Genomic DNA, 24,065 nt, shown 5'->3' with positions numbered 1-24,065 from the left:
GTATGACATATAAAGGATATTTGATTGATTTAGACGGGACGATTTACAAGGGAAAGAGCCGGATCCCAGCAGGAGAGGCCTTTGTACACGAGTTGCAGAAGCGCAAGCTTCCCTATCTTTTTGTGACCAATAATACCACGCGCACGCCAGAAATGGTTCAGACCATGTTGGCTGAGAATTTCAATATTGAGACGCCACTTGAAACCATTTACACAGCGACTCTGGCTACTATTGACTACATGCAGGAGAAAAATCTGGGCAAGAAAGTCTATGTTATTGGTGATGTCGGACTGAAACAGGCCATTGAAGAAGCTGGCTATGAGGAAGATACAGAAAACCCCGACTATGTGGTAGTGGGTCTGGACTGGGAAGTGGATTATGAGAAACTGACAATAGCGACGTTGGCCATTCAAAAGGGTGCTCACTTTATCGGAACTAATCCTGATCTCAATATTCCGACCGAGCGAGGTCTGCAGCCGGGAGCGGGTGCTATCAATGCTCTCTTGGAAGCCGCTACTCGTGTTGAGCCGACCTTTATTGGCAAGCCCAATGCCATCATCATGGAAAAAGCCATAGAGCATCTACGGCTGGCGCGTGAGGATGTGGTTATGGTCGGCGATAACTACCTGACAGATATTCGAGCGGGAATCAACAATGGCATTCCGACACTCTTGGTTACGACAGGCTTTACCTTGCCAGAAGAGGTGCCCAATTTGCCGATCCAACCGACGCATGTCTTGTCCAGTCTAGCGGAGTGGGACTTCGATGCGTGATAAGTTGAGATTTTCAGCCAGCTTTTTGTGCTTGCTGGCAGTAGCTATCCTGTTGACCATTTATCTGGCTTGGCTGTTTTACCCGCTGGAGATTTCCTATTTCGCTTTACCAGATAAGGTTCATTTGAAAGCAGAGACCATCCAGTATAATTTCAACATTTTGATGAATTACCTGACCAATCCTTTTAGTCAGAAGCTGGCGATGCCTGATTTTCGCTCGTCGGCAGCAGGTCTGCATCATTTTCAAGCGGTCAAGTATCTTTTCCACTTGGCGCAGGCTGTCTTTCTGTTAACCTTGCCGTCTTTGATTTTCTTTATCAAAAAAGTGGTTAAAAAAGGATTTTTAGCTCTTTATCAAAGAAGCTTATTTATCTTGAGCGTATTGCCATTTGTCATGATTTGTTTGGCTGGCTTGATTGGTTTTGACAGCTTTTTTACGCTCTTTCATCAAGTGCTTTTTGTGGGAGACAATACATGGCTGTTTGATCCAGCCAAGGATCCAGTCATCTGGATTTTGCCAGAAGAATTTTTCATGCACGCCTTTATTCTTTTTGCTCTTCTTTACGAGGGAATCTTTTTAAGTTTGTATTTTTTCAGTAGAAAGACTCGTAGCTAATAATAACAAAGGAGATTTTATGAATACGTTACCTGAGCCTTTAAATCCCAAGAAAGATCTGGGGAGATTTTCAGCAACCTGCTTCACTTATTCTATCGTGATGCTAGTGGTTGTAATACTTTATACTGTCTTTTCCTATTTCTTTGTTCTTTTTCAGCAGGGTTTTGATATAGGTAAGACTGAGAAATTTGTGAAAAGTTTTATGGATAAAGATGGCGGTTCCTACATTATCGCTTCTTGTTTAGGTGTGCTTATTTTCACGATTTTCAGGGGCAAGCAGCTTTTTACTCGAGATTTGCGCAAGAAAAATAAAAAAATGACAGCCAAAGTCTTCTTCTTCATGATTTGCTTCTTGTTTTTCTCTCAGCTGTTTAGCACTGCGACAAGTCAAATCATGAATGCTATTTTGTCGCTCTTTGGTTTGGATCTTTCTGAGATTTTATCACAGGATTTTAGTTCTCATTCAATCACCATGTTTATCTATACCACCATCATGGCACCGATTACGGAGGAGATTATTTTTCGGGGAGCAGGATTGCGGGCCTTGGAAAAGCACGGGAAAGTTTTTGCCATTGTCATGACGGCTCTTCTTTTCGGACTGTTTCATGAAAATTTATATCAGCTTTATTTTGCTGCTATGATTGGTCTGGGATTTGGTTATATCGCTTTTGAATATTCCATTTTCTGGGTGATCTTCTTCCATATTTTCAATAATTTGGTCATCGCAGAAGGACTTGATTTCCTGACCAACTATATCCCAGAAAGTATCGTGAATCTCATAAATTATGGATTGATGACTGTAGGAACAACGGTAGTATTGATTGTACTCATCCTAAATAGGTCGAAAATTAAAGCTTATATTGCTGAAAATAGATCTCAGCCGGGGACATATAAGCAAGCTCTTAAATCGGTTTGGTTTTGGGTATTTTCAATCTTATGTGTGCTTGCTGCCTTTTTACCGATTCTTCTTGTCTATATCACTACAAGATAATAAAGAAATTAAAAGAAGTCTAACAGGCTTCTTTTTTCTATATTCAAACGAATGACTATTTTTGATAGAAAATGATAGAAAATGCTTGACTTTGAAATTTAATCTTGTATAATAGAACTGTAATCGATTGCAGAGGAGGTATTCTATGCTGAAGTCGAAAAGAAAGCAGCTGATTCTCGAGAAAGTTATGAAAGATAAATTTGTTTCTTTAGAGTATCTAGTAAAAGCTTTAAACACTTCAGAATCAACTGTTAGAAGAGACTTAGATGAGCTTGAAAGCGAGCGGAAGTTGAGGCGTGTGCATGGTGGTGCAGAGAGCCTTCATTTCTTGCAGGAGGAAGAAAGCAATCAAGAAAAATCTATCAAAAACATTCAAGAAAAAACCAAGATTGCTCAAAAAGCAGCCAGCTTGATTCAAGAATACGATGTCATCTTTATTGATGCAGGGACAACCAATGAACTCTTAGTCAATGAATTGCATGATCCAAGCGTGACGGTGGTGACCAATTCTATCCACCATGCAACCAAGCTGGTGGAGCGAAATATTCCCACTGTGATTATTGGTGGTGTCGTGAAACGGTCGACAGATGCCAGTATCGGCGGTGTCGCTCTAAATCAAATCGGCCAGCTGAATTTTGACAAGGCTTTTATCGGAATGAATGGAATCGACGATGGATTTTTCACGACTCCGGACATGGAAGAAGGAGCAGTGAAACGCGCTATTCTCGAAAATGCCAAGAGAACCTATGTTTTGGCCGATGCCTCAAAGTTAGGTCAGACATCTTTTGCAAAAGTGGCCCCGATATCGCGCGCAAGGCTCATTACAAACCAGACAGAATCCGAAGTGATTCAAAAGATTAAAGAAAAAACGGAGGTAATAGAAGCATGATTTATACAGTCACACTCAATCCATCCATTGACTATATCGTTCGCTTGGACCAAGTCCAGGTCGGGAGTGTCAATCGTATGGACAGTGATGATAAGTTTGCTGGTGGGAAAGGAATCAACGTCAGTCGTGTCTTGAAACGCTTGGGTATTCCAAATACAGCGACTGGATTTATCGGAGGTTTTACTGGTAAATTTATCACAGATACATTGGTAGAGGAAGAAATCGAAACGCGTTTTGTCCAAGTGGCAGAAGATACTCGTATCAATGTCAAGATTAAAGCAGACCAAGAAACAGAAATCAATGGAACGGGTCCAACTGTCGAACTAGCTCAGCTAGAAGAATTGAAAGCTATTTTGTCTAGTCTGACTGCAGATGATACGGTTGTGTTTGCGGGTTCAAGTGCTAAGAACTTGGGAAATGTTATCTACAAAGATCTGATTGCCTTGACGCGCCAGACTGGTGCGCAAGTGGTTTGTGACTTTGAAGGACAGACCTTGATTGATAGTTTGGACTATCAGCCACTTTTGGTCAAACCAAACAATCACGAACTAGGAGCTATCTTTGGAGTGAAACTGGAAAGTTTAGATGAAATCGAGAACTATGCTCGTGAGTTACTAGCTAAAGGTGCTCAAAACGTCATTATCTCCATGGCTGGCGACGGTGCCCTTCTTGTAACCTCTGAGGGAGCCTACTTCGCAAAACCAATCAAGGGGACAGTGAAAAATTCAGTTGGAGCTGGCGACTCTATGGTCGCTGGATTTACAGGTGAATTTGTCAAATCCAAAGATGCAGTAGAAGCCTTCAAGTGGGGAGTCGCTTGCGGAACGGCAACTACCTTCTCGGATGACTTGGCAACAGCGGAATTTATTAAAGAAACATATGAAAAAGTTGAGGTAGGAAAACGATGAAAATTCAAGACCTATTGAGAAAAGATGTCATGTTGCTAGATTTGCAGGCAACTGAAAAAACAGCTGTCATCGAAGAGATGATTAAAAGCTTGGTCGATCACGGTTATGTGACGGATTTCGAAACTTTTAAAGAAGGAATCTTAGCGCGTGAAGCTCTAACTTCCACTGGTTTGGGTGACGGAATTGCTATGCCTCACAGCAAAAATTCTGCTGTCAAAGAAGCGACTGTTCTCTTTGCTAAGTCAAACAAGGGTGTTGACTATGAAAGTTTGGATGGTCAGCCAACTGATCTCTTCTTCATGATTGCAGCTCCAGAAGGTGCCAATGATACTCACTTGGCAGCCTTGGCAGAATTGTCTCAATACTTGATGAAAGACGGTTTTGCTGACAAATTGCGTAAAGTATCTTCGCCAGATGAAGTTATTGCTCTCTTTGACCAAGCTTCAGAAAAAGCAGAAGAGCCTGCAACTGTTGCTCCTGCCAACGAATCTGGCGACTTCCTCGTAGCCGTTACAGCTTGTACAACGGGGATTGCCCATACTTACATGGCCCAAGAAGCCCTTCAAAAAGTGGCTGCTGAAATGGGCGTTGGCATTAAGGTTGAAACCAACGGTGCTAGCGGTGTTGGCAACAAACTGACAGCAGAAGACATCAAAAAAGCTAAAGCAGTCATTATCGCTGCAGACAAGGCTGTTGAGATGGATCGTTTTGACGGCAAAGCATTAATCAAACGTCCCGTTGCGGATGGTATTCGTAAGACGGAAGAACTGATCAATCTGGCTCTTTCAGGGAAAGCTGAAGTATACAAGGCTACTAATGGTGGAGCAGTAGAAGAAAACAATGAAAAACTTAGTCTGGGAGCTGCATTCTATAAGCACCTAATGAGCGGTGTTTCTCAAATGTTGCCATTCGTTATCGGTGGCGGGATTATGATAGCGATCTCATTCTTGCTTGACCAGGGGGTTCCTAAAGACCAATTGGGTCACTTGGGGAATTATAATGGTTTGTCAGCTCTCTTCAATCAGATTGGTGGAGCAGCCTTTGGCTTCATGGTTCCCGTATTAGCTGCTTATATCGCTTATTCTATTGCCGAAAAGCCTGGATTGGTAGCTGGTTTCGTAGCAGGGGCAATTGCAAAGGCAGGTATTGCTTATGGAAATATTCCTGTATACAAAGATCTTGCAAATAAAACCCCAGAACAAGTTCAAGAAATCTTGCAAGCTCTTGCTAAATCTCAAGTCTCATCAGGCTTCCTTGGTGCCCTGGTAGGTGGTTTCTTAGCTGGTGGTATTGTACTATTGCTTAGAAAATACATCAAGGTTCCTCGTTCACTTGAAGGTGTTAAATCTATTCTTCTTCTCCCTTTGTTAGGTGTTGCTCTTACCGGATTTGCTATGTTGGCAGTAAACATTCCGATGTCAGCGATTAATACAGCTCTTAATGACTTCCTTATGAGCTTGAGTGGTACATCAGCAGTTATTCTTGGACTTCTGGTAGGAGGAATGATGGCTGTCGATATGGGTGGGCCTGTTAATAAGGCTGCTTATACTGTGGGTACTCTTTCTTTGGCTGAATCATTGACAAGTGGTGGTTCAACTGTTATGGCGGCTGTTATGGCAGCTGGCATGGTTCCGCCTTTAGCAGTGTTCGTAGCAACAATTCTTTTCAAAAATAAATTTACAGAAGAAGAGCGTGACTCTGGAATTACCAATATCGTTATGGGACTATCTTTCATCACAGAAGGAGCGATTCCATTTGGAGCTGCTGACCCAGCCCGTGCAATTCCAAGCTTTATCGTCGGTTCAGCTCTTACAGGTGCACTTGTCGGTCTGTCTGGCATCAAACTTATGGCTCCTCACGGAGGAATCTTCGTTATCGGTTTGACTAACAACCCAATCCTTTACCTTGTGTATGTTTTGATTGGTGCAGTAGTCAGCGGTATTCTTTTCGGATATTTGCGTAAACCACTTGAAAAATAAAACATATGCGAAAGAATCTTGATGCTTTATCAAGATTCTTTTTGCATCTTCTAGAATCTTGATAGGCAGAGGTCTCATTGTTAGGTGAAATAAAAGGAAATGAAATCTTGATAAAAACTTTACTTACAGAAATAAAATAAGAAGCGTTCTTTGGATTAATATCTATACCATGTTTTGAAAATAATTTCAAGAATTGAATTTGTTATCAAAGAGAATCTAGAATCTGATTTTAGTAAATATAGCAAGTTGTTCCGAACATTAGATCATATTTGACAAATCCCCTTGATATTGATATAATATAGTCAAAATTTATTAAAGGAGAATACTTATGAAAAATAAGAAGCGTTCTTTATTTTGGAAATGCAAATCTGTTTTATTTTCAGTTGCCCTAGCATCTGTTTTTACAGCAGTTACACAAGCTGATGCTGATGAGGTAAATAAGCCAAGTCAAGCTGCTAATGAGCTAGCTCAAGTAAGCTCAAATGAACTTGCTGCTAAAACAACTCAGGCTAATCAACAACTTTCTGAGACAGCCAAAGAGATTCAAGAAAAGGTTAATACTCCAGTAGTGCCAATTGATAAGGCTAAACCTGGTGATGTAGTGAAAGTATCTACTACTTCTACTGATGTCAAAGTGGATACGAAAGAAAATGAAGCTGGTACAGAAGCTGTTGCTAAAGCAGAGGCTTCTGTGAGTGTTGAGACAACTAGTGTAGCTGCTAAAGGAACTGCTGTTGGAGAAAAAGCGCCAGTTGCTACATCAAAGACAGTTACCGATCATGTTGATACGGATGAGTATGTAGCTGATGTTACTCAGACCATCAAGAAGACAACATTTGAAAAAGTGATGAAAGAAGCAGATGTGACAATTACGAAGCAATCGTCTGGTTCTGCTGACATCGTTTTTACTATTGATAAGTCAGGTTCAATGGGTTCATCTATTCAGAATGTTATGCAAAATATTGAGGCTTTTGTCCGTGATTTGGCTAGTAAAAAGGTTGATGCTCGTCTTGGCTTAATCGCGTATGAGTCTGCTAAGGATGTTCAATATTTCGATTTTAATGGGTCTAAATTCACTAAGAATGTAGAAGAGTATATTAAGGCTCTTAGATCTATTCAAACAGGCGGTGGAACAGAAGAGCCTACAGCCCCTCTTCATCATATTGCAACTTCAAAAGATTACGATTGGTCTACAGCTTCTAATAATCGTCGTTTTGCTTTCTTGATTACTGATGAAAGTATTGATTTCAGTACTCCAGGTATTCCAACAGTAGAAGAAACTCTGAAAGCTCTTAAAGCGGCTGATATTTCCCTGTCGGTTGTGGGTGTAGAATACGAAAAAACGACTTTTAAACCTCTAGTTGAAGGAACAAAAGGTCTTTACCTTGATATTCGTCAAGAATTTTCTAGTCTTTTAAATCGTGATTTTACAAATCATGTTGTTAAGACTGTCCAAGAAGGACGTGTTTACCGCATTGTGACAGAGAAATATGACTTCTTGGCAGAAGCACATGTCGTACTTAAGCAAAAAGCTCCAGCTCCTACAGTAGCGAAACCTATTGGAAGTACGAAGCCAGTTTATCATACTACATCAATTTCTAATAAGGTGGCTGAATTACCAAAAACTGGGGAGCAAGTTTCTTCAGGCTTGGCTGTAGTTGGAGTAGCGTTAGTGGCAGTAGCTTCAGGATTGACTGTTAGTGCTAAGAAAAAAGACTAATAGAGTCATGGATAAAGTAAGTTTCACTTACTTTTCAAAAGTGATATAAGTCATGTGAGAAGAAGCCTTGGTTTTGTACAATACAGAACTAAGGCTTTTTGGTTCTTTGTTAACTTGTAGCTGGGTGATGTTAGTTAACATTGATTTCTTTATTGATCAATACATAGGAAAGGATAGGCGATAAAAACGTTTATTGCTTTGTTTTTGACTATCTTGTTAGAGGAGTTTCCAGCATCGTTTTATTGTCTTGTAATCGCGAGATTTTTGATCAAATTGTTTCATGATTTGGATGTGAAGGCAGTCCATAGTCTGATTTAGGTGTTGTACATGTGAAAGCGATCGAGGACAATTTAAGCAGAAAGAAATCCTTAGCTATGTTGTAGTACACCCATGGCAATAACTATAAGTCCGTTTCGAACTAGTCTGGAATAGCGCCGAAAGCAATTACAAGTAGTTACTTGAGCACATCCATCTAAGGTAGTTATAATCTTTCTTGAATTGAAATCTTGCGCAATAAAACTTATTTAAAAATGCTAAATTAAAGATTTGCTTACACTTGTGCAATGTTAGGAGAAGTTTTTTATCTATTTGTTGGGTAGGCTCCTTTTTTACATAGAAACTTTCCTTAAATTATGTTATAATGGACTATCGTATATTTTTAGGAGAATAGTAATGGAATTACAACGTGAACAAGAATTTGTCAGCCAGTATCATTTTGATGCACGCAATTTTGAATGGGAAAAAGAAAATGGAACACCTGAAACAAAAGTTGACGTGAATTTTCAGCTGATTGAAAGAAATGAAGAAAAGAATTCAACATCCATGATTGTGATTTTGACTTTCATGATTGTGTTTGATCGTTTTGTAATTAGTGGAACGATTACGCAGACAAATCATATTCAAGGACGTTTGGTGCAGGAACCTAGTGAGTTTGAACATGAAGAAGTGGAAGAATTGGCGCGTCCTTGCTTGACCATGCTCAATCGCTTGACTTATGAAGTGACTGAGATTGCGCTAGATTTACCAGGTATTAATTTGGAGTTCTAATGATGAAATTAGCGGTTATAACGGATTCGTCCGCTTTTTTACCGAATAGCCTTCGTGGAAATGACCATCTTTTTGTGCTAGATATTCCAGTAGTGATTGCTGGAGAGACTTATGTAGAAGGAAAAAATCTGACAGCTAGTGAGTTTTATGAGAAAATGGCTGCTGCAGATGATTTGCCAAAGACAAGTCAGCCTAGTGTGGCAGAGTTGGAGGAGACGTTGACGCGTCTTGCTGGCGAGGATTACACGCATGTACTAGGGCTCTTTTTATCCAGTGGGATTTCAGGATTTTATCAAAATATCCAGTATCTCAAGGACGAATTTCCTGACTTGAAAATCGCCTTTCCTGATTCAAAAATCACCAGTGCTCCGCTTGGCCTCATGGTCGAAAATGCTTTGACTTGGGCTGCGGAAGGACAGGATTTTGAAGAGATTTTGCTCAAGATTCAGAGACAAATCGATGGAACCAGTGCCTTTATCATGGTTGACGATCTCAATCATCTGGTTAAGGGCGGTCGTTTGTCCAATGGTGCAGCTATTTTGGGAAATCTCCTAAGTATCAAGCCGATTCTGTATTTTAATGATGCAGGTATCATTGAAGTCTTTGAAAAGATTCGGACAGAAAAGAAAGCGATTAAGAGATTGATTGAAGTAGTAGAGGAAAAAACTGCCTCTGCTTCTTATCAGGTCGTGGTAATTCACGGGAATGCTGAAGAGAAGGCGGAAAGCTTACGCCAGCAGCTGATGGAGGCTGGCATAGCGGACGATATTCCTCTTGCTACCTTTGGTAGTGTGATTGGAACTCACTTGGGAGAGGGTAGTGTCGCTTTGGCCTACATTCCGCTGGTCTAGAGTTTTGCAGAGCAGTTAATCAAGAATAGAGAGAGGTTCTAGATGAGTATAAAAGTCATTATTGCTGGTTTCAAGGGAAAGATGGGACAAGCAGCCTATAAGATGGTAACAGAAGATCCTGAGTTGGCATTGGCCGGTCTGCTAGATCCTTTCACAGAGGAAAAGGAAGTAGCGGGAGTTCCAGTTTTCAATACCAAAGAAGAACTTGCTGGTCTTCAGGCAGATGTCTGGATTGACTTTACGACTCCCAAAGTGGCTTATGGAAATACTCGCTTTGCTCTTGAGAATGGCTTTGCTCCGGTGGTCGGAACGACTGGTTTCACGTCTGAGCAGATTGAAGACTTGACCCAACTATCGCGTCAAAAGAGTCTGGGTGGATTGATTGCCCCGAATTTTGCTCTGGGAGCCGTTTTGCTTATGCAATTTGCAGCCCAAGCAGCCAAGTATTTCCCAGACGTGGAGATTATCGAACTGCATCATGACAACAAAAAAGATGCACCGAGCGGTACGGCTGTCAAAACAGCTGAATTAATCAGCAAAGTCCGGACGAGTAAGCAGCAGGGAGCGGCCGACGAAGAAGAATCGTTAGCTGGCGCCCGTGGAGCTACCTTTGACGGCATGCGGATTCACTCAGTGCGTTTGCCGGGCTTAGTGGCCCATCAGGAAGTTATCTTTGGTAGTCAAGGAGAAGGACTGACTTTGCGTCATGACTCCTATGACCGAGTTTCCTTTATGACTGGGGTAAATCTAGGTATCAAAGAGGTAGTGAAGCGCTCTGAATTGGTCTATGGATTGGAACATTTACTATGAGATTAGAGAAGATGCCTTCTGAGTTTCAGGAGGCTTTGCCAGTATTAGAGAAGATTAAAGAGGCTGGTTTTGAGGCTTATTTTGTCGGCGGTTCTGTACGAGATGCTCTGTTGAATCGGCCGATTCACGATGTGGACATTGCCAGCTCGGCCTATCCCGAGGAGATCAAAACCATCTTTCCTCGGACTGTCGATGTTGGCATTGAGCATGGAACGGTTCTGGTCTTGGAAGGCCAGGGGGAATACGAGATAACGACCTTTCGGACTGAGGATGTCTATGTGGACTACCGCAGGCCTAGTCAGGTCTCTTTTGTGCGCTCTTTGGAAGAAGACCTGAAGCGTAGGGATTTTACAATCAATGCACTTGCTTTAAACCAAGAGGGGGAGATTGTGGACCTCTTTAACGGTTTGGCAGATATGAAAAATCGCACTCTGCGGGCAGTTGGAGTGGCTTCAGAGCGTTTCAATGAAGATGCTCTCCGCATCATGCGGGGCTTCCGTTTTCAGGCTGGTTTAGACTTTGATTTGGAAGAGTTGACCTTTCAGGCTATGGCAGATTGCGCGCCGCTTTTGGAGAAGATATCGGTAGAGCGGATTTTTATCGAGTTTGACAAGCTCTTGATGGCACCTTTCTGGCGAAAAGGTCTGGAGAGCCTGCTCAAAGCTGCTGCCTACGACTTTCTTCCTGATATGAAACATTCAGCAGAAGCTTTGCAGGAACTACTAGACGGTTTAGAAGAAGATTTTCAATTTTCTAGTTCTGAGCAGGCTTGGGCTGCGCTTTTGCTGGCTTTGAAGGTAAAAGATGTTCGCAAGTTTTTGAAGCATTGGAAAACGTCCAATGAATTTCAAAAGCGAGTAAATCAGCTAGTGGCTGTTTATGAGATTCGGCAGGAGCGGAGTCTTTCTAAGCGTGATTGCTATCAGTATGATTTGGATTTGATTCTACAGGCGGAAAGTTTGAGGCAAGCAGCAGGCTTACCAGTTGAGTTTGAGGCTATTGAAGTGACACATGCTGCTCTGACCATTCATGACAAACATGAGATTGTGATGACGGGCAGTCATTTGATCCGAGATTATGGCTTTAAACCAGGGCCAGAATTGGGAAAAATCCTGAATAAAATTGAATGGACCATTGTCGACGGAGAATTGGCAAATAGCAAGGAAGAGATTATGAACTTTATTAAGGAGCAAGTTGGATGAGTGACTTTATCGTTGAAAAGCTGAGTGAGTCTGTCGGGGATAAGACCGTCTTTCAAGAGATTTCTTTTATCATTCACGACTTGGATCGGATTGGACTGATTGGGGTCAATGGGACAGGAAAAACCACTCTTTTGGATGTCTTGTCTGGCAAATCAGGCTTTGATGGTGATGTATATCCCTTTTCAGCAAAATCTGACTATAAAATCTCCTATTTGACTCAGGAACCAGACTTCGATGAAGAGAAGACGGTCTTGGATACTGTTTTGTCCAGTGATTTGCGAGAAATGCAGCTCATTCGAGAATATGAACTGCTCATGGCAGCTTATGATGAAGCCAAGCAAGCTCGTCTAGACAAGGTCATGGCAGAAATGGATTCACTGCATGCTTGGGAGATTGAGAGTCAGGTAAAAACCGTCCTATCTAAGCTCGGTATCTCAGATTTGGCAGCAAAAATCAGCCAGCTTTCTGGTGGTCTACGCCGGCGGGTGCAGTTGGCGCAGGTCCTACTTTCAGAAGCGGACTTGCTGCTGCTGGACGAGCCGACCAACCATCTGGATATTGATACGATTGAGTGGCTGACAAATTTCCTGAAAAACTCAAAGAAGACCGTTCTCTTTATCACCCACGACCGCTATTTTTTGGACAATATTTCCACGCGGATTTTTGAATTAGACGGCGGGAGCTTGATTGAGTATCAGGGCAACTATCAGGACTATGTCCAGCTCAAGGCTGAGCAGGATGAGCGCGATGCTGCCTTGCTACACAAGAAACAACAGCTTTACAAGCAGGAGTTGTCTTGGATGCGCCGTCAGCCTCAAGCGCGGGCGACCAAGCAGCAGGCACGTATCAATCGTTTCCATGACCTTAAAAGTGATTTGGCTGGTCAGACCAATCAGACGGACTTAGAGATGAACTTTGAAACCAGTCGTATTGGGAAGAAGGTCATCGAGTTTAGAGATGTGGATTTTGCATACGGAGACAAGCAGATTTTGTCGCATTTCAATCTCTTGTTGCAAAATAAAGATCGACTGGGCATTGTCGGAGATAATGGAGTGGGTAAGTCTACTCTGCTCAATCTAATTGCTGGTCAGTTGCAGCCGCAGTCTGGTCAGGTCATAATCGGCGAGACAGTCCGAGTGGCTTATTTTTCTCAGCGTATTGAAGGTCTAGATGAGTCTAAGCGGGTCATCAATTATTTGCAGGAAGTCGCAGAAGAAGTTAAGAGTGGGAGCGGCACAACATCCATTGCTGAGCTCTTGGAGCAGTTTCTCTTTCCACGCTCAAGCCACGGCACTTTGATTGAGAAATTGTCTGGTGGAGAAAAGAAGCGGCTTTACCTGCTCAAGCTTCTTTTGGAAAAGCCTAATGTCCTGCTTCTGGATGAGCCGACCAATGATTTGGACATTGCAACCTTGACGGTTCTAGAAAATTTCCTGCAGGGCTTTGCAGGGCCGGTGATCACAGTTAGCCACGATCGGTATTTCCTCGATAAGGTAGCCGGCAAGATTTTAGCTTTTGAGGATGGTCAGGTCAGAGAGTTCTTTGGCAACTACACGGACTATCTGGATGAGAAGGCTTTTAGACAATCCAGCGCAGCTATTTCCCAAAAGAAAGAAAAGGAAAAGTCCGTCAAGGCGCGGGAGCAGAAGAAGCGGATGAGCTACTTTGAAAAGCAAGAGTGGGAGACCATCGAGGCGGATATCGAGAAGCTGGAAGCACGCATCGCCACCATTGAGACGGAGATGGAGCAGAACGGTTCGGACTTTACCAAGCTATCGGAACTTCAGAAGGAGCTGGATGACAAGAATGACCAGCTTCTTGAAAAGTATGAGCGCTATGAGTATCTGAGTGAGTTGGAGTAGAATAGTACGTAGCACATTTGTTATGGATACAAGTTTGTGAGGGAGAATGATGGAAATACAGATTTATAGCAAGCCTAGTCAGGAAATCAAAGATCAGCTCTTTGAGCTGGTTCAAAACTGCCACGTTATAGATGGGACTTATCGTCTTCCTTATCTGGACAACGCCTATAATTTTGATGGGGATATGCCAGCCTTTTTTCTGGCCAACCTAGATCATCAAACGGTCGGTTTTTTATCAGTTTATGCGGATGAGCCGGGGCAAGCAGAGGTATCTGTCTATGTGTTGCCTGACTATCGCAGACAGGGCATAGCGAGCGCTCTTTTGCAGGAATTTTTCAAAATTGCAGAGAAATACGATTTATCCCAAATCGAATACATCAGTGAAGCTAAGTTTCTAGCAGACCATCCGACCTTTGCTGAGAAATTTGACTATGATTTGAAAGAAGTAGAAATCTGGCTGGAGCAGGCGGCGGGGACTTTCCCTCAAGAAGAAAAAGAAGGCGTGGAAGTTTTACTGGGGAGAAAGGAAATGGTTGCGGAGATTGCAGCGTTTCAGTCGCAGATTTTTGAAATGCCGATGGAGACTGCGCTTCACTATGCCAGTCAAGCGCTGGAGAGCCCAGATAGCCTGCTCTATGTCCTGAAAAAAGATGGTCAAATTGTGGCGTCTTGCTCAGTCGATACCACTTTTGGCAGTAATTTTCTGTTTGCCCTAGCTGTGGCTCAGGCCTTTCAGGGACAGGGATTAGGGAGTCACCTAGTCAGGTCTATCCTGAAAGACCTTGCTAGCCGCAATGGACAAGTCTGCCAAATCGTCGTAGAAGCTCAAAATACAGGTGCCCTGAGGCTGTATGAAAGATTGGGCTTTAAACGAAAATCGGAAACAGTTTATTTAAAGAGAAAATAAAAATATTAACCTTCAGAGAAAGGTGCCATGGAGGTCAGGAGATCTGTTTATGATAAAGAGAAAAGAGCCATCCTTAGTCCAGGCTGGCTTGGTGCTAGGCTTACTAGCCTTGGGAAATTTAGTAGGTGATGTCAGTCAGTTCTTGCGCTATCTTTTAGCAAGTCTGGCATTCTTGTTTTTCCTTCATCTAGTGGTGGGAATGCTGACGCATACCAAGCAAGTCAAAGAGCAACTAGGTCAAGCGCTAGTGGCCTCGGTCTTCCCGACTTTTTTCATGCAGGGAATGGTGGCTTCGACCTATCTAGCGAGCTGGACTTTTTTGGGAAATTTTGCCCGAATTAGTGCGCAAGTGCTGTGGTGGCTAAGCTTTGGCGGGTTGGTTTTCTTGATGGTCTATTATATCCTGACCTTTGTCTTCCCTTTCAAGTGGGAGAATGTTTTTCCTGCTTGGACGGTCTTATTTGTCGGGATTGGTGTCGCTCCTCTGACCATTGCAATTCCTAAGCAGTTAGCTTTGGGGCAGTTGGTCTTTTGGTACGGCCTTTTAGCGACCATCTTGGTCTTGCCAATCGTCCTTTATAAGACCTATAAAATTGGCTTAGCAGAGAATGTACGCCCGAATACGACAACGATTTGTGCCCCTATTTCCTTGATGACAGCGGCTTATGTGGCTACTTTTCCTCAGCCAAATCCTGTGTTATTGAGTTTGCTCTTGATTTCAGGACAATGCTTTTATGCCTTTATTTTGTGGCAACTTCCTCGTTTGATCAATCGTCCTTTTTCAGCAGGATTTTCTGCCTTTACCTTCCCTTTGGTCATTTCGGCTGTGGCTTTGAAGCAATCTTTAAACGTATTGAATCTTGGTCTAGCTGGGCAAATTCTGCTTACTTTTGAAGTCTTAATAGCCCTGCTCGTTGTTCTTTATGTTACCTTCTTGTATGCAAAGGATATTTTGGGCAAATGAGGCAGATTTTAGAGATGTATTTCCAAGAGGAAAGTCATTTCCTGCCTTTGAGGAAGGCTGAGTTTATGGTATAATTAGGAGTATTTGTAAAAGGAAAAAGATATGAATATTCAACAATTGCGTTATGTAGTGGCCATTGCCAACAGCGGAACCTTTCGTGAAGCAGCAGAAAAGATGTATGTCAGCCAGCCCAGTCTATCTATCGCCGTGCGAGATTTGGAAAAGGAGCTGGGATTTAAGATTTTCCGCCGGACGAGTAGCGGAACCTTTCTGACTCGGCGGGGTATGGAATTTTACGAGAGAGCTCAGGAATTGGTCAAAGGATTTGATGTCTTTCAAAATCAATATGCCAATCCTGAAGAGGAAAAGGATGAATTTTCCATTGCCAGTCAGCACTATGACTTTTTGCCGCCTTTGATAACAGAGTTTTCTCAGCGCTATCCTGACTACAAGAATTTTCGGATTTTCGAGTCGACAACCGTGCAGATTTTGGATGAAGTAGCCCAAGGCCACAGTGAGATTGGGATTATTTACCTCAATAATCAGAATAGCAAGGGCATCATGCAGCGGATTGAAAAGCTAGGCTTGGAGGTCATTGAGCTAATTCCTTTCCAGACCCACATTTATCTGCGGGAAGATCATTCTCTGACTCAAAAGGAGGAGCTGGTTATGGAAGATTTAGCTACCTTGCCAACCGTTCGCTTCACACAGGAAAAGGATGAGTATCTCTATTATTCTGAGAATTTTGTCGATACCAGCGCTAGCTCCCAGATGTTTAATGTGACGGATCGAGCTACGCTGAATGGGATTTTGGAGCGGACGGATGCTTATGCGACTGGATCTGGCTTTTTGGATAGCAACAGTGTAAATGGAATCACTGTCATCAAACTACGAGACAATTTAGACAATCACATGGTTTATGTCAAGAGGGAAGATGTAGAGTTGAGTCAGGTCGGCGAAGCTTTTGTAGCTGTTATGAAAGAATATTTTGCACAGAAAAGAGAAGTATGAAACGTAAAATTGCGATTCCTTTTTTAGTTTTTCTTTTGATTGCTCTTGATCAAGCAGTCAAGTATTATATTGTCTCCAATTTTTCTTTGGGGCAGGTCAGGAAGTTTATTCCTAAGATTGTCAGTTTGACCTATCTGCGAAATACTGGTGCAGCCTTTTCTATCTTGGAAAATCAGCAGTGGTTTTTCGCTCTGATAACTTGTATCGTGATTGGAGTTGCCGTTTGGTATTTGATTAAAAATATCCAAGCTTCTAAGTGGATGCTAACGGGACTCATTCTAATTATTGCTGGTGGATTGGGCAATTTCATTGACCGGATCCAGCAAGGATTTGTAGTAGATATGTTCCAGTTGGATTTTGTCAATTTTGCTATTTTTAACGTAGCGGATATGTACCTGACTGTTGGAGTAGCGATTTTATTACTGGTGTTGTTGAAGGAAGAAACGAATGGAATTGAAAATTGATGCAGTCGCTGCAGGTCTGCGTTTGGATAAAGCAGTGGCGGACTTGACAGAGCTATCCCGTGGTTTAGCCAATGAACAGATAAAAAATGGCCAGATTTTGGTTAATGGATTGGCAAAAAAAGCCAAGTATGCCGTCAAAGAAGGTGATGTCATTTCCTATGAAGTGCCTGAGCCAGAGGTGGTTGAGTATGTGGCAGAGGATCTTCCGCTGGAAATTGTCTATCAGGATGAGGATGTGGCTGTCGTCAACAAGCCACAAGGCATGGTGGTTCACCCTTCCGCTGGGCACACTAGCGGTACTCTGGTCAATGCCCTCATGTACCACATCAAAGATCTCTCTGGCATCAATGGTGTGCTGCGCCCAGGGATTGTTCATCGGATTGATAAGGACACTTCTGGTCTTTTGATGATTGCCAAGAATGACCAAGCTCATCTGGCACTTGCAGATGAACTTAAGGACAAGAAATCCCTGCGTAAATACTGGGCGATTGTTCATGGCAATCTGCCTAATGACCGCGGAGTGATTGAGGCACCGATTGGCCGTAGTGAAAAAGACCGCAAGAAACAGGCAGTTACAGCTAAGGGAAAACCCGCTCTGACACGTTTCCAAGTCTTGGAACGTTTTGGAGACTATACCTTGGTGGAGCTGCAGCTGGAGACGGGGCGGACGCATCAAATCCGTGTCCACATGGCTTATATCGGCCATCCAGTCGCTGGAGATGAGGCCTATGGACCACGTAAGACCCTGAAGGGACATGGCCAATTTCTGCACGCGCGAACACTGGGCTTCACCCATCCTCGGACTGGCGAAGTGCTAGAATTTACGGCTGAAGCGCCAGCTATTTTCCTAGAAACTCTTGAAAAACTCAGAAAAGCCCATGACTAATCGTCTTCGTATTTATGAGACTCTAGCTAAATGGAAAATTAAGTCGACTGTCTTGGTTACAGTCGTTTTTATTTTCGACAAATCATGATATAATAAATAGAATACCCTAAAAGGAAGAGAAAAATGAAGTTAGAAGATTTGAAAAAACGTCAGGAGAAGATCCGCAATTTCTCCATCATTGCTCATATTGACCATGGGAAATCAACCTTGGCTGACCGAATTTTGGAGGCAACTGAAACGGTTTCCAGCCGAGAAATGCAGGCTCAACTCTTGGACAGCATGGACTTGGAGCGGGAGCGCGGTATCACCATTAAGCTCAATGCTATTGAGCTCAATTACACTGCTAAGGACGGGGAGACCTATATCTTCCACTTGATTGACACGCCGGGACACGTGGACTTTACCTATGAAGTTTCGCGTTCTCTAGCGGCCTGCGAAGGGGCGATTTTGGTCGTGGATGCTGCTCAGGGGATTGAGGCTCAGACCTTGGCAAATGTCTATCTAGCGCTGGACAATGACTTGGAGATCTTGCCAGTTATCAACAAGATTGATCTGCCAGCTGCGGATCCGGAGCGGGTGCGGTCAGAAATTGAAGACGTGATTGGACTGGATGCTAGCGAAGCCGTATTGGCTTCTGCCAAGGCTGGCATCGGAATTGAAGATATTTTAGAGCAGATTGTAGAAAAAGTTCCAGCTCCGACTGGAAATGTAGAAGCACCGCTCAAGGCCTTGATTTTTGACTCAGTCTACGATGCCTATCGTGGAGTAATCCTGCAGGTGCGGGTTATGGATGGTGTGGTTAAGCCGGGAGATACCATTCAGCTCATGAGCAATGGCAAGACCTTTGACGTGACTGAGGTCGGCATTTTCACTCCCAAGGCCATTGGACGTGATTTCCTAGCGACAGGGGATGTTGGCTATATCGCAGCTTCTATCAAAACGGTGCAGGATACTCGGGTCGGAGACACAGTGACTTTGGCCGATAATCCAGCATCTGAGCCCCTGGACGGCTACAAGCAGATGAATCCGATGGTATTTGCTGGTCTTTATCCTATCGAGTCTAATAAATACAATGACTTGCGTGAGGCTCTCGAAAAGCTCCAGCTAAACGATGCCAGTCTGCAGTTTGAACCAGAAACATCTCAGGCATTGGGATTTGGGTTCCGTTGTGGTTTCTTGGGCTTGCTGCACATGGACGTCATTCAGGAACGTTTGGAGCGTGAGTTTAATATTGATTTGATTATGACGGCGCCGTCTGTTATCTATAAGGTTAATCTGACAGATGGTGAAGCCATTGATGTCTCTAATCCAAGCGAGTTTCCGGATCCGACCAAGATTGATTCCATCGAGGAGCCTTATGTCAAGGCGCAGATTATGGTGCCGCAGGAATTTGTCGGAGCGGTGATGGAATTGGCTCAGCGTAAGCGCGGTGACTTTGTGACCATGGATTATATTGATGACAATCGGGTCAATGTCATCTATCAGATTCCGCTTGCTGAAATCGTCTTTGACTTCTTTGACAAGCTCAAGTCCTCTACTCGTGGCTATGCTAGCTTTGACTACGAAATCTCTGAGTATCGCTCATCCAAGCTGGTGAAGATGGATATCCTCCTCAATGGCGACAAGGTCGATGCTCTCAGCTTTATCGTTCACAAGGAATTTGCCTATGAGCGTGGTAAGCTGATTGTAGACAAGCTCAAGAAAATCATTCCTCGTCAGCAGTTTGAAGTACCCATTCAGGCAGCCATTGGACACAAGATTGTGGCTCGGACTGACATCAAGGCTTTGCGTAAGAATGTCTTGGCCAAGTGTTATGGTGGTGACGTTTCTCGGAAGCGCAAACTTCTAGAAAAACAAAAGGCCGGTAAAAAACGGATGAAAGCGATCGGCTCTGTTGAAGTCCCACAAGAAGCCTTCCTCAGCGTCCTAAGTATGGATGAGGAATAAAGTCTTATATCTCTAAGTAATATATATTAAAAGGAGAAAATCATGAAACAATCATATCTGCTTGGAGCAGTTCTGGTATTAACTTCACTTACTCTTGCATCGTGTGCCAATTCTGGACAAAAGCCTAGTCAATCTAGTTCTTCAACCAGTTCCAGTGCACAAGTGAAAAAGAAGTCTTCAAATTCTTCTTCTAAAAAAAGCAAGAACAAAACCAATCAAGAAACAAAACGTGTTGGTTCTCCAGAGTTTGGTTATATCGATATCCCAAGTAAATGGATTAAATTTTTTGATGCAGAGGTTGAGGGACTTATCCAATATACCGACGGTTCTGCTTATAATATTGTTACCATGAATGCTGTTTCTAAGGCAGAAGCTGAAGTAGCAGATGGTGAGACTTTCAATGCAGAAACAATTGCTCAACATGTAGCCTATAATTGGAGCCAAAAAGATAATATTGAGAAGATGTGGGGCTCTAAAAGTACTGTCTCAGGAAGAGAAGCCTTTCAAATAAACATCATTCTGAAATCGGGACAACTTGCTAATACATTAGTTTTCCAAAAAGATGACAAAGTCTATATACTATCCTTTGAAGGCGACGAAGAAACTCTTGATGATTTCATTACAAATATGAAAGATACTTGGAGCCTTGATGGCAAGGGAGCAGTCAGCGAAAAATAGTTTAAAAAACAAGAGGCCTGTTTATTAAGTCTCTTGTTTTTTCAGTGTAGATGCTAATTATGCTTCACAAAAATATAGTAACAAATCAAAAAACGTTCGACTACTATCAAATCTAAGTAAAAAGGCTTACAAAAATTTGTAGGTCTTTTCTTGAAATCCGAACGTTAGGAAATATTTTTTGGATTTTACTTGACATTTTTTGAAATAGGAATATGATAAAATGTGAACACTGTATAAGACAAATCTTGTGCGTGTTCGAAAATAATAGAGCGTTGCATCCGTAAGTCAATTTGACACGGCTCTTAAAAAACAAAAGGAGAAAGAATGAATACTTATATCCAAAAGAAAATCTCAAACATGAAGCTGACGCTTTCTGAAATGTCTGGTGGCTATAAACGAATGGTGACTAGTATGAAGAAGCTCGGCTTTTCTGGTACCTTGAAGCTTATCTAGGACGATTTGTTTGCTCATCGCAGTCTAGGTCAGTGGGTTTATCTCTTGATTCTAGGGAGTTTTCCGCTCTGGCTGGAGCTGATATATGAACATCGCATCGTGGATTGGACGGAGATGATTTGCAGTCTGACTGGGATTATCTGTGTGATCTTCGTTTCTGAAGGGCGGGCTAGCAATTACCTCTTTGGTTTGATTAATTCTGTGATTTACTTGATTTTGGCTTTGCAGAAAGGCTTCTATGGCGAGGTCTTGACGACTCTTTACTTTACCATCATGCAGCCAATTGGCCTCTTGGTGTGGATTTACCAAGGTCAGTTTAAAAAAGAAAAGCAAGAGTTTGTTGCTCGTAAGCTAGATGCCAAAGGATGGACAAAGTATCTATCGCTCAGTATGCTTTGGTGGTTGGTCTTTGGCTTGATTTATCAGTCTGTGGGGGCTAATCGTCCTTATCGTGATTCAATCACAGATGCGACAAATGGAGTAGGGCAAATCTTGATGACGGCTGTTTATCGCGAACAGTGGATTTTCTGGGCAGCGACCAATATTTTTTCTATCTACCTCTGGTGGGGTGAAAGCCTTCAGATTCAAGGGAAATATTTAATCTATTTAATCAACAGTTTGGTAGGATGGTACCAGTGGAATAAGGCCGCTAAAAAAGCATAGTCCTATAAACGGAAAAGAAATCGGATGTGACAATGTCTCTCTTTCCTTTCGTCCTAAAAATATGGTAAACTAGTATTAGTAAAATTTATTAGATTTAGGAAGGAATGACCATGAAAAAGAAGTACTTTCTGCTCTCCCTAACTATCTTAGCCGGCCTCTCCCTGTCCTCTTGTGGCCTTATAAAAAATTATGGTAATCGGAAATCGTCTACTTCTAGTAGTGCAACTAGTCAAGTTTCTCAAAAAGATAGCAGCAAGTCTGATAAAGCTAGTGGCAAAGATGTTTCTACTACAACCGAGACTAAGCGTATTGGTTCGGCTGATTATGGCTATATCGATATTCCGAGTAATTGGATCAAGTTCACCGACTTAGATGGTGGTGACAGCGTTCAGTTCACGGATGGCTCAGCTTATAATATCGTTACCATGAATGGCTATACTAGAGAAAAAGCTCATGTCCAAGATGGGGAAACTTTCAATGCTGAGTTAATTGCCCAGCGACTGGCCTATAGTTGGAATGATAATAAAGATGTAGAAAAAATGTGGGGAGCAAAATCCACTGTTTCTGGCAATGAAGCTTTCCAACTGAATGTAATTATGAAATCAGGGCAGCTAGTTGTTTCTTGGGTTTTCCAAAAAGACGACAAGGTCTATTTAATCTCTTTTGAAGGCGACCGAGAAACTTTGGCTTCTGTTATTTCCTACATAGAAGAAACATGGAGCCTTGACGAAAAAGGCCCAACTAACAATCTTTAAAACAAAGTAAATGAGAGTGGGACAGAAATCGGTAATTCGTTAGAATTCGATTTCGTCGTCTCACCTCCGCACAGTTGAGTAGGGCTGTAAAAGCTGATGAAATCAGCGTAGTAGAGCCCACTCAACCACGGCGTCTTGCTCGACAATCCAAAGACAATTGAGAGGCTAGGACTTTTGTTCCAGTCTCATTTTTTTGAGATTTATGATATAATGCTAACGAAAATTAACTGATTGGAAAGTAGTTTATGACTCAAGAAATCGACCTTGAAAAATACCACCAACTAGCACTGCAAAAGCAGAAAGAGCACCGAAAATTTTTAGCCAATCTCAAGAAAAAGCCACCAAAAAACCTCGATAAGCTTGCCCAGCAAATCCATGATGAGGTCTTTGAGGAGATTGACTGTACAGCCTGTGCCAATTGCTGCAAGACTTTAGGACCAGACTTTAAGGAAGCCGATATTGTCCGTATTGCCAAGTATTTCAAGATGAAACTGCCGGCTTTTGAAGAGGAGTTTCTGCAAGTGGACGAAGACGGTGACAAGGTTTTCAAGGCTATGCCTTGTCCTTTTTTAGGTGGAGACAATCTCTGCTCAATCTACGATGTCCGTCCTAAGGCCTGCCGTGAGTTCCCTCACACAGACCGCAAGAAGATTCATCAGATTAACCATCTAACAATCAAAAATACCCTGACCTGCCCTGCAGCTTATCTCTTTGTGGAGAAGCTGCGGGATAGGTTGTAAAATCCCCCTCTAAATCTTGTACAAAAATTCTAGGGCAGAAGTTTCTTATATCTGCTAGACTATAGTTAGGAGGTAAGCAGAAAAGAATATGATGCATCAATTCAATCGAACCATGGAATATCTGGAAAGTAAGTTGGACGCAGAAGTGGATTTGCAGAAATTTCAGCAGCTGTCGGGTTATTCTTATGCCCTCTTCAGCAGGCTCTTTTCCATCCTAGCAGATATGACTTTAGCAGAATACTTGCGCAATCGCAGGCTGTCAGAAGCAGTGACAGACTTGCGGGAAAGCTCTGAGAAGGTCATTGATATAGCACTGAAATACGGCTATGAGTCTGCGGATGCCTTTAGCGCAGCCTTCAAGAGATTCCATGGTGCGACCCCCTCAGAAGTTCGAAATGGAAAACCTTATCGGGTCTTTCCTAGACTTCAATTGTCCTTAAAGATTACAGGAGGAAAAAACATGGATATCAAGATTCAAAAGAAACCTGCTTTTACTGTTGCAGGCGTCCTATTGGAAGCTATCGATAATAGCCAGTGCCCGTCTGTATGGGAGCAGCTCTATGCCAATCACAGCTTTGAAAGCCTAGAAAGTCTGGGCAGTGGTCAATCCTTTGGCGTCTGCTCGGATGTCAAAGAAGGCGAGATCATCAACTATATGGCCGCTTATGATGTGGTAGATAAAAAGAAAGCAGAAGAACTAGGTCTGTCAGTCAAAGAAATCGCAGAAGCTGAATATGCTATCGTACCAGTCAAGGGTGCGATACCAGCCAGTATCCATCATGCTTGGAAATATGTCTTGGAAGTCTTCTTCCCAGAAACTGGCTATCGCCACTCAGGAGCACCAGATTTTGAAGTCTATTCCGAAGGCGACATGTCGTCACCAGACTATCAAATGGAACTCTGGATACCTGTGGTGAAATAAAATGGTGATTGCAAGTCATTTTTTAGG

The 24,065-nt window shown here is 42.6% G+C and carries 22 protein-coding genes and 1 pseudogene; all 23 read left to right on the top strand.

What is annotated here, in order from left to right:
- The first annotated feature begins 2 nt into the window (after window positions 1-2).
- The 23 genes and pseudogenes from ACWPVL_RS00375 to ACWPVL_RS00265 all read left to right on the top strand — a co-directional run bounded on the left by ACWPVL_RS00375 (window position 3) and on the right by ACWPVL_RS00265 (window position 24,038).
- The gene (locus ACWPVL_RS00375) at window positions 3-773 is read left to right on the top strand and encodes a TIGR01457 family HAD-type hydrolase (protein ID WP_454386107.1); all 771 of its coding nucleotides are present in this window, start codon (window positions 3-5) and stop codon (window positions 771-773) included.
- Window positions 766-1,389, top strand: coding sequence for a TIGR01906 family membrane protein (locus ACWPVL_RS00370; RefSeq protein ID WP_454386105.1), 624 nt, complete (start codon window positions 766-768; stop codon window positions 1,387-1,389). Before ACWPVL_RS00375 ends, ACWPVL_RS00370 begins: the two co-directional genes overlap by 8 nt.
- Window positions 1,390-1,408: 19 nt before the next feature.
- Entirely contained in the window at window positions 1,409-2,380 is a 972-nt protein-coding gene (locus tag ACWPVL_RS00365; RefSeq protein WP_454386103.1) for a CPBP family intramembrane glutamic endopeptidase, read from the top strand.
- A gap of 145 nt (window positions 2,381-2,525) precedes the next feature.
- A complete protein-coding gene (locus ACWPVL_RS00360; protein ID WP_454386101.1) occupies window positions 2,526-3,269 on the top strand; it encodes a DeoR/GlpR family DNA-binding transcription regulator in 744 nt (247 codons plus the stop codon).
- Complete coding sequence (gene pfkB, locus ACWPVL_RS00355; protein ID WP_454386099.1) at window positions 3,266-4,177, top strand: 1-phosphofructokinase; 912 nt, start codon at window positions 3,266-3,268, stop codon at window positions 4,175-4,177. The genes ACWPVL_RS00360 and pfkB overlap by 4 nt, the downstream gene beginning before the upstream one ends.
- Window positions 4,174-6,156 carry a PTS fructose transporter subunit IIABC gene (locus ACWPVL_RS00350; protein ID WP_125370483.1) on the top strand — a complete coding sequence of 661 codons (1,983 nt, stop codon included), beginning with the start codon at window positions 4,174-4,176 and terminating at the stop codon, window positions 6,154-6,156. The genes pfkB and ACWPVL_RS00350 overlap by 4 nt, the downstream gene beginning before the upstream one ends.
- A gap of 328 nt (window positions 6,157-6,484) precedes the next feature.
- Window positions 6,485-7,876, top strand: a complete 1,392-nt coding sequence (locus tag ACWPVL_RS00345; protein WP_454386097.1) for a VWA domain-containing protein — start codon at window positions 6,485-6,487, stop codon at window positions 7,874-7,876.
- A 672-nt stretch (window positions 7,877-8,548) separates the two neighbouring features.
- The gene (locus tag ACWPVL_RS00340; RefSeq protein ID WP_005590470.1) at window positions 8,549-8,923 is read left to right on the top strand and encodes a DUF1149 family protein; all 375 of its coding nucleotides are present in this window, start codon (window positions 8,549-8,551) and stop codon (window positions 8,921-8,923) included.
- A gap of 2 nt (window positions 8,924-8,925) precedes the next feature.
- Window positions 8,926-9,774 carry a DegV family protein gene (locus tag ACWPVL_RS00335; protein ID WP_454386799.1) on the top strand — a complete coding sequence of 283 codons (849 nt, stop codon included), beginning with the start codon at window positions 8,926-8,928 and terminating at the stop codon, window positions 9,772-9,774.
- Between the two features lie 42 nt (window positions 9,775-9,816).
- The gene (gene dapB / locus ACWPVL_RS00330; RefSeq protein ID WP_454386095.1) at window positions 9,817-10,584 is read left to right on the top strand and encodes a 4-hydroxy-tetrahydrodipicolinate reductase; all 768 of its coding nucleotides are present in this window, start codon (window positions 9,817-9,819) and stop codon (window positions 10,582-10,584) included.
- Window positions 10,581-11,786: a CCA tRNA nucleotidyltransferase gene (locus ACWPVL_RS00325; RefSeq protein ID WP_454386093.1), complete on the top strand. Its 1,206-nt coding sequence runs from the start codon at window positions 10,581-10,583 to the stop codon at window positions 11,784-11,786. The genes dapB and ACWPVL_RS00325 overlap by 4 nt, the downstream gene beginning before the upstream one ends.
- On the top strand, window positions 11,783-13,648 hold the full coding sequence (locus ACWPVL_RS00320) for an ABC-F family ATP-binding cassette domain-containing protein (RefSeq protein ID WP_454386091.1): 1,866 nt from the start codon (window positions 11,783-11,785) through the stop codon (window positions 13,646-13,648). The genes ACWPVL_RS00325 and ACWPVL_RS00320 overlap by 4 nt, the downstream gene beginning before the upstream one ends.
- A gap of 49 nt (window positions 13,649-13,697) precedes the next feature.
- Entirely contained in the window at window positions 13,698-14,555 is an 858-nt protein-coding gene (locus tag ACWPVL_RS00315; RefSeq protein WP_454386797.1) for a GNAT family N-acetyltransferase, read from the top strand.
- A 49-nt stretch (window positions 14,556-14,604) separates the two neighbouring features.
- A complete protein-coding gene (locus tag ACWPVL_RS00310; RefSeq protein WP_454386089.1) occupies window positions 14,605-15,519 on the top strand; it encodes a TDT family transporter in 915 nt (304 codons plus the stop codon).
- 102 nt (window positions 15,520-15,621) lie between these two features.
- Complete coding sequence (locus tag ACWPVL_RS00305) at window positions 15,622-16,530, top strand: LysR family transcriptional regulator (protein WP_454386087.1); 909 nt, start codon at window positions 15,622-15,624, stop codon at window positions 16,528-16,530.
- Window positions 16,527-16,994 carry a signal peptidase II gene (gene lspA, locus ACWPVL_RS00300; RefSeq protein ID WP_454386085.1) on the top strand — a complete coding sequence of 156 codons (468 nt, stop codon included), beginning with the start codon at window positions 16,527-16,529 and terminating at the stop codon, window positions 16,992-16,994. The genes ACWPVL_RS00305 and lspA overlap by 4 nt, the downstream gene beginning before the upstream one ends.
- On the top strand, window positions 16,978-17,880 hold the full coding sequence (locus ACWPVL_RS00295) for an RluA family pseudouridine synthase (protein ID WP_454386083.1): 903 nt from the start codon (window positions 16,978-16,980) through the stop codon (window positions 17,878-17,880). Before lspA ends, ACWPVL_RS00295 begins: the two co-directional genes overlap by 17 nt.
- 123 nt (window positions 17,881-18,003) lie before the next feature.
- Window positions 18,004-19,827 carry a translation elongation factor 4 gene (gene lepA / locus ACWPVL_RS00290; RefSeq protein ID WP_125383672.1) on the top strand — a complete coding sequence of 608 codons (1,824 nt, stop codon included), beginning with the start codon at window positions 18,004-18,006 and terminating at the stop codon, window positions 19,825-19,827.
- A gap of 42 nt (window positions 19,828-19,869) precedes the next feature.
- Window positions 19,870-20,505 (top strand): hypothetical protein, encoded by a 636-nt coding sequence (locus tag ACWPVL_RS00285; RefSeq protein WP_454386081.1) that lies wholly within the window; start codon window positions 19,870-19,872, stop codon window positions 20,503-20,505.
- Between the two features lie 324 nt (window positions 20,506-20,829).
- A pseudogene (gene pnuC, locus ACWPVL_RS00280) lies at window positions 20,830-21,621 on the top strand (nicotinamide riboside transporter PnuC).
- A gap of 104 nt (window positions 21,622-21,725) precedes the next feature.
- Window positions 21,726-22,376, top strand: coding sequence for a hypothetical protein (locus tag ACWPVL_RS00275; protein WP_454386079.1), 651 nt, complete (start codon window positions 21,726-21,728; stop codon window positions 22,374-22,376).
- A 245-nt stretch (window positions 22,377-22,621) separates the two neighbouring features.
- On the top strand, window positions 22,622-23,116 hold the full coding sequence (locus ACWPVL_RS00270; protein ID WP_454386077.1) for a YkgJ family cysteine cluster protein: 495 nt from the start codon (window positions 22,622-22,624) through the stop codon (window positions 23,114-23,116).
- A gap of 88 nt (window positions 23,117-23,204) precedes the next feature.
- The gene (locus ACWPVL_RS00265; protein WP_454386075.1) at window positions 23,205-24,038 is read left to right on the top strand and encodes an AraC family transcriptional regulator; all 834 of its coding nucleotides are present in this window, start codon (window positions 23,205-23,207) and stop codon (window positions 24,036-24,038) included.
- The last annotated feature ends 27 nt before the right edge of the window (window positions 24,039-24,065 follow it).

The organism is Streptococcus sp. Marseille-Q8145, from assembly GCF_965112035.1.
This window is presented reverse-complemented; position numbering and strand designations above follow the sequence as displayed.

Bases quoted from the DNA above. Each gene is read 5' to 3' on its own strand.
- ACWPVL_RS00375 (WP_454386107.1), top strand. From the start codon at position 3: ATGACATATAAAGGATATTTGATTGATTTAGACGGGACGATTTACAAG.
- ACWPVL_RS00370 (WP_454386105.1), top strand. From the start codon at position 766: ATGCGTGATAAGTTGAGATTTTCAGCCAGCTTTTTGTGCTTGCTGGCA.
- ACWPVL_RS00365 (WP_454386103.1), top strand. From the start codon at position 1,409: ATGAATACGTTACCTGAGCCTTTAAATCCCAAGAAAGATCTGGGGAGA.
- ACWPVL_RS00360 (WP_454386101.1), top strand. From the start codon at position 2,526: ATGCTGAAGTCGAAAAGAAAGCAGCTGATTCTCGAGAAAGTTATGAAA.
- pfkB (WP_454386099.1), top strand. From the start codon at position 3,266: ATGATTTATACAGTCACACTCAATCCATCCATTGACTATATCGTTCGC.
- ACWPVL_RS00350 (WP_125370483.1), top strand. From the start codon at position 4,174: ATGAAAATTCAAGACCTATTGAGAAAAGATGTCATGTTGCTAGATTTG.
- ACWPVL_RS00345 (WP_454386097.1), top strand. From the start codon at position 6,485: ATGAAAAATAAGAAGCGTTCTTTATTTTGGAAATGCAAATCTGTTTTA.
- ACWPVL_RS00340 (WP_005590470.1), top strand. From the start codon at position 8,549: ATGGAATTACAACGTGAACAAGAATTTGTCAGCCAGTATCATTTTGAT.
- ACWPVL_RS00335 (WP_454386799.1), top strand. From the start codon at position 8,926: ATGAAATTAGCGGTTATAACGGATTCGTCCGCTTTTTTACCGAATAGC.
- dapB (WP_454386095.1), top strand. From the start codon at position 9,817: ATGAGTATAAAAGTCATTATTGCTGGTTTCAAGGGAAAGATGGGACAA.
- ACWPVL_RS00325 (WP_454386093.1), top strand. From the start codon at position 10,581: ATGAGATTAGAGAAGATGCCTTCTGAGTTTCAGGAGGCTTTGCCAGTA.
- ACWPVL_RS00320 (WP_454386091.1), top strand. From the start codon at position 11,783: ATGAGTGACTTTATCGTTGAAAAGCTGAGTGAGTCTGTCGGGGATAAG.
- ACWPVL_RS00315 (WP_454386797.1), top strand. From the start codon at position 13,698: ATGGAAATACAGATTTATAGCAAGCCTAGTCAGGAAATCAAAGATCAG.
- ACWPVL_RS00310 (WP_454386089.1), top strand. From the start codon at position 14,605: ATGATAAAGAGAAAAGAGCCATCCTTAGTCCAGGCTGGCTTGGTGCTA.
- ACWPVL_RS00305 (WP_454386087.1), top strand. From the start codon at position 15,622: ATGAATATTCAACAATTGCGTTATGTAGTGGCCATTGCCAACAGCGGA.
- lspA (WP_454386085.1), top strand. From the start codon at position 16,527: ATGAAACGTAAAATTGCGATTCCTTTTTTAGTTTTTCTTTTGATTGCT.
- ACWPVL_RS00295 (WP_454386083.1), top strand. From the start codon at position 16,978: ATGGAATTGAAAATTGATGCAGTCGCTGCAGGTCTGCGTTTGGATAAA.
- lepA (WP_125383672.1), top strand. From the start codon at position 18,004: ATGAAGTTAGAAGATTTGAAAAAACGTCAGGAGAAGATCCGCAATTTC.
- ACWPVL_RS00285 (WP_454386081.1), top strand. From the start codon at position 19,870: ATGAAACAATCATATCTGCTTGGAGCAGTTCTGGTATTAACTTCACTT.
- ACWPVL_RS00275 (WP_454386079.1), top strand. From the start codon at position 21,726: ATGACCATGAAAAAGAAGTACTTTCTGCTCTCCCTAACTATCTTAGCC.
- ACWPVL_RS00270 (WP_454386077.1), top strand. From the start codon at position 22,622: ATGACTCAAGAAATCGACCTTGAAAAATACCACCAACTAGCACTGCAA.
- ACWPVL_RS00265 (WP_454386075.1), top strand. From the start codon at position 23,205: ATGATGCATCAATTCAATCGAACCATGGAATATCTGGAAAGTAAGTTG.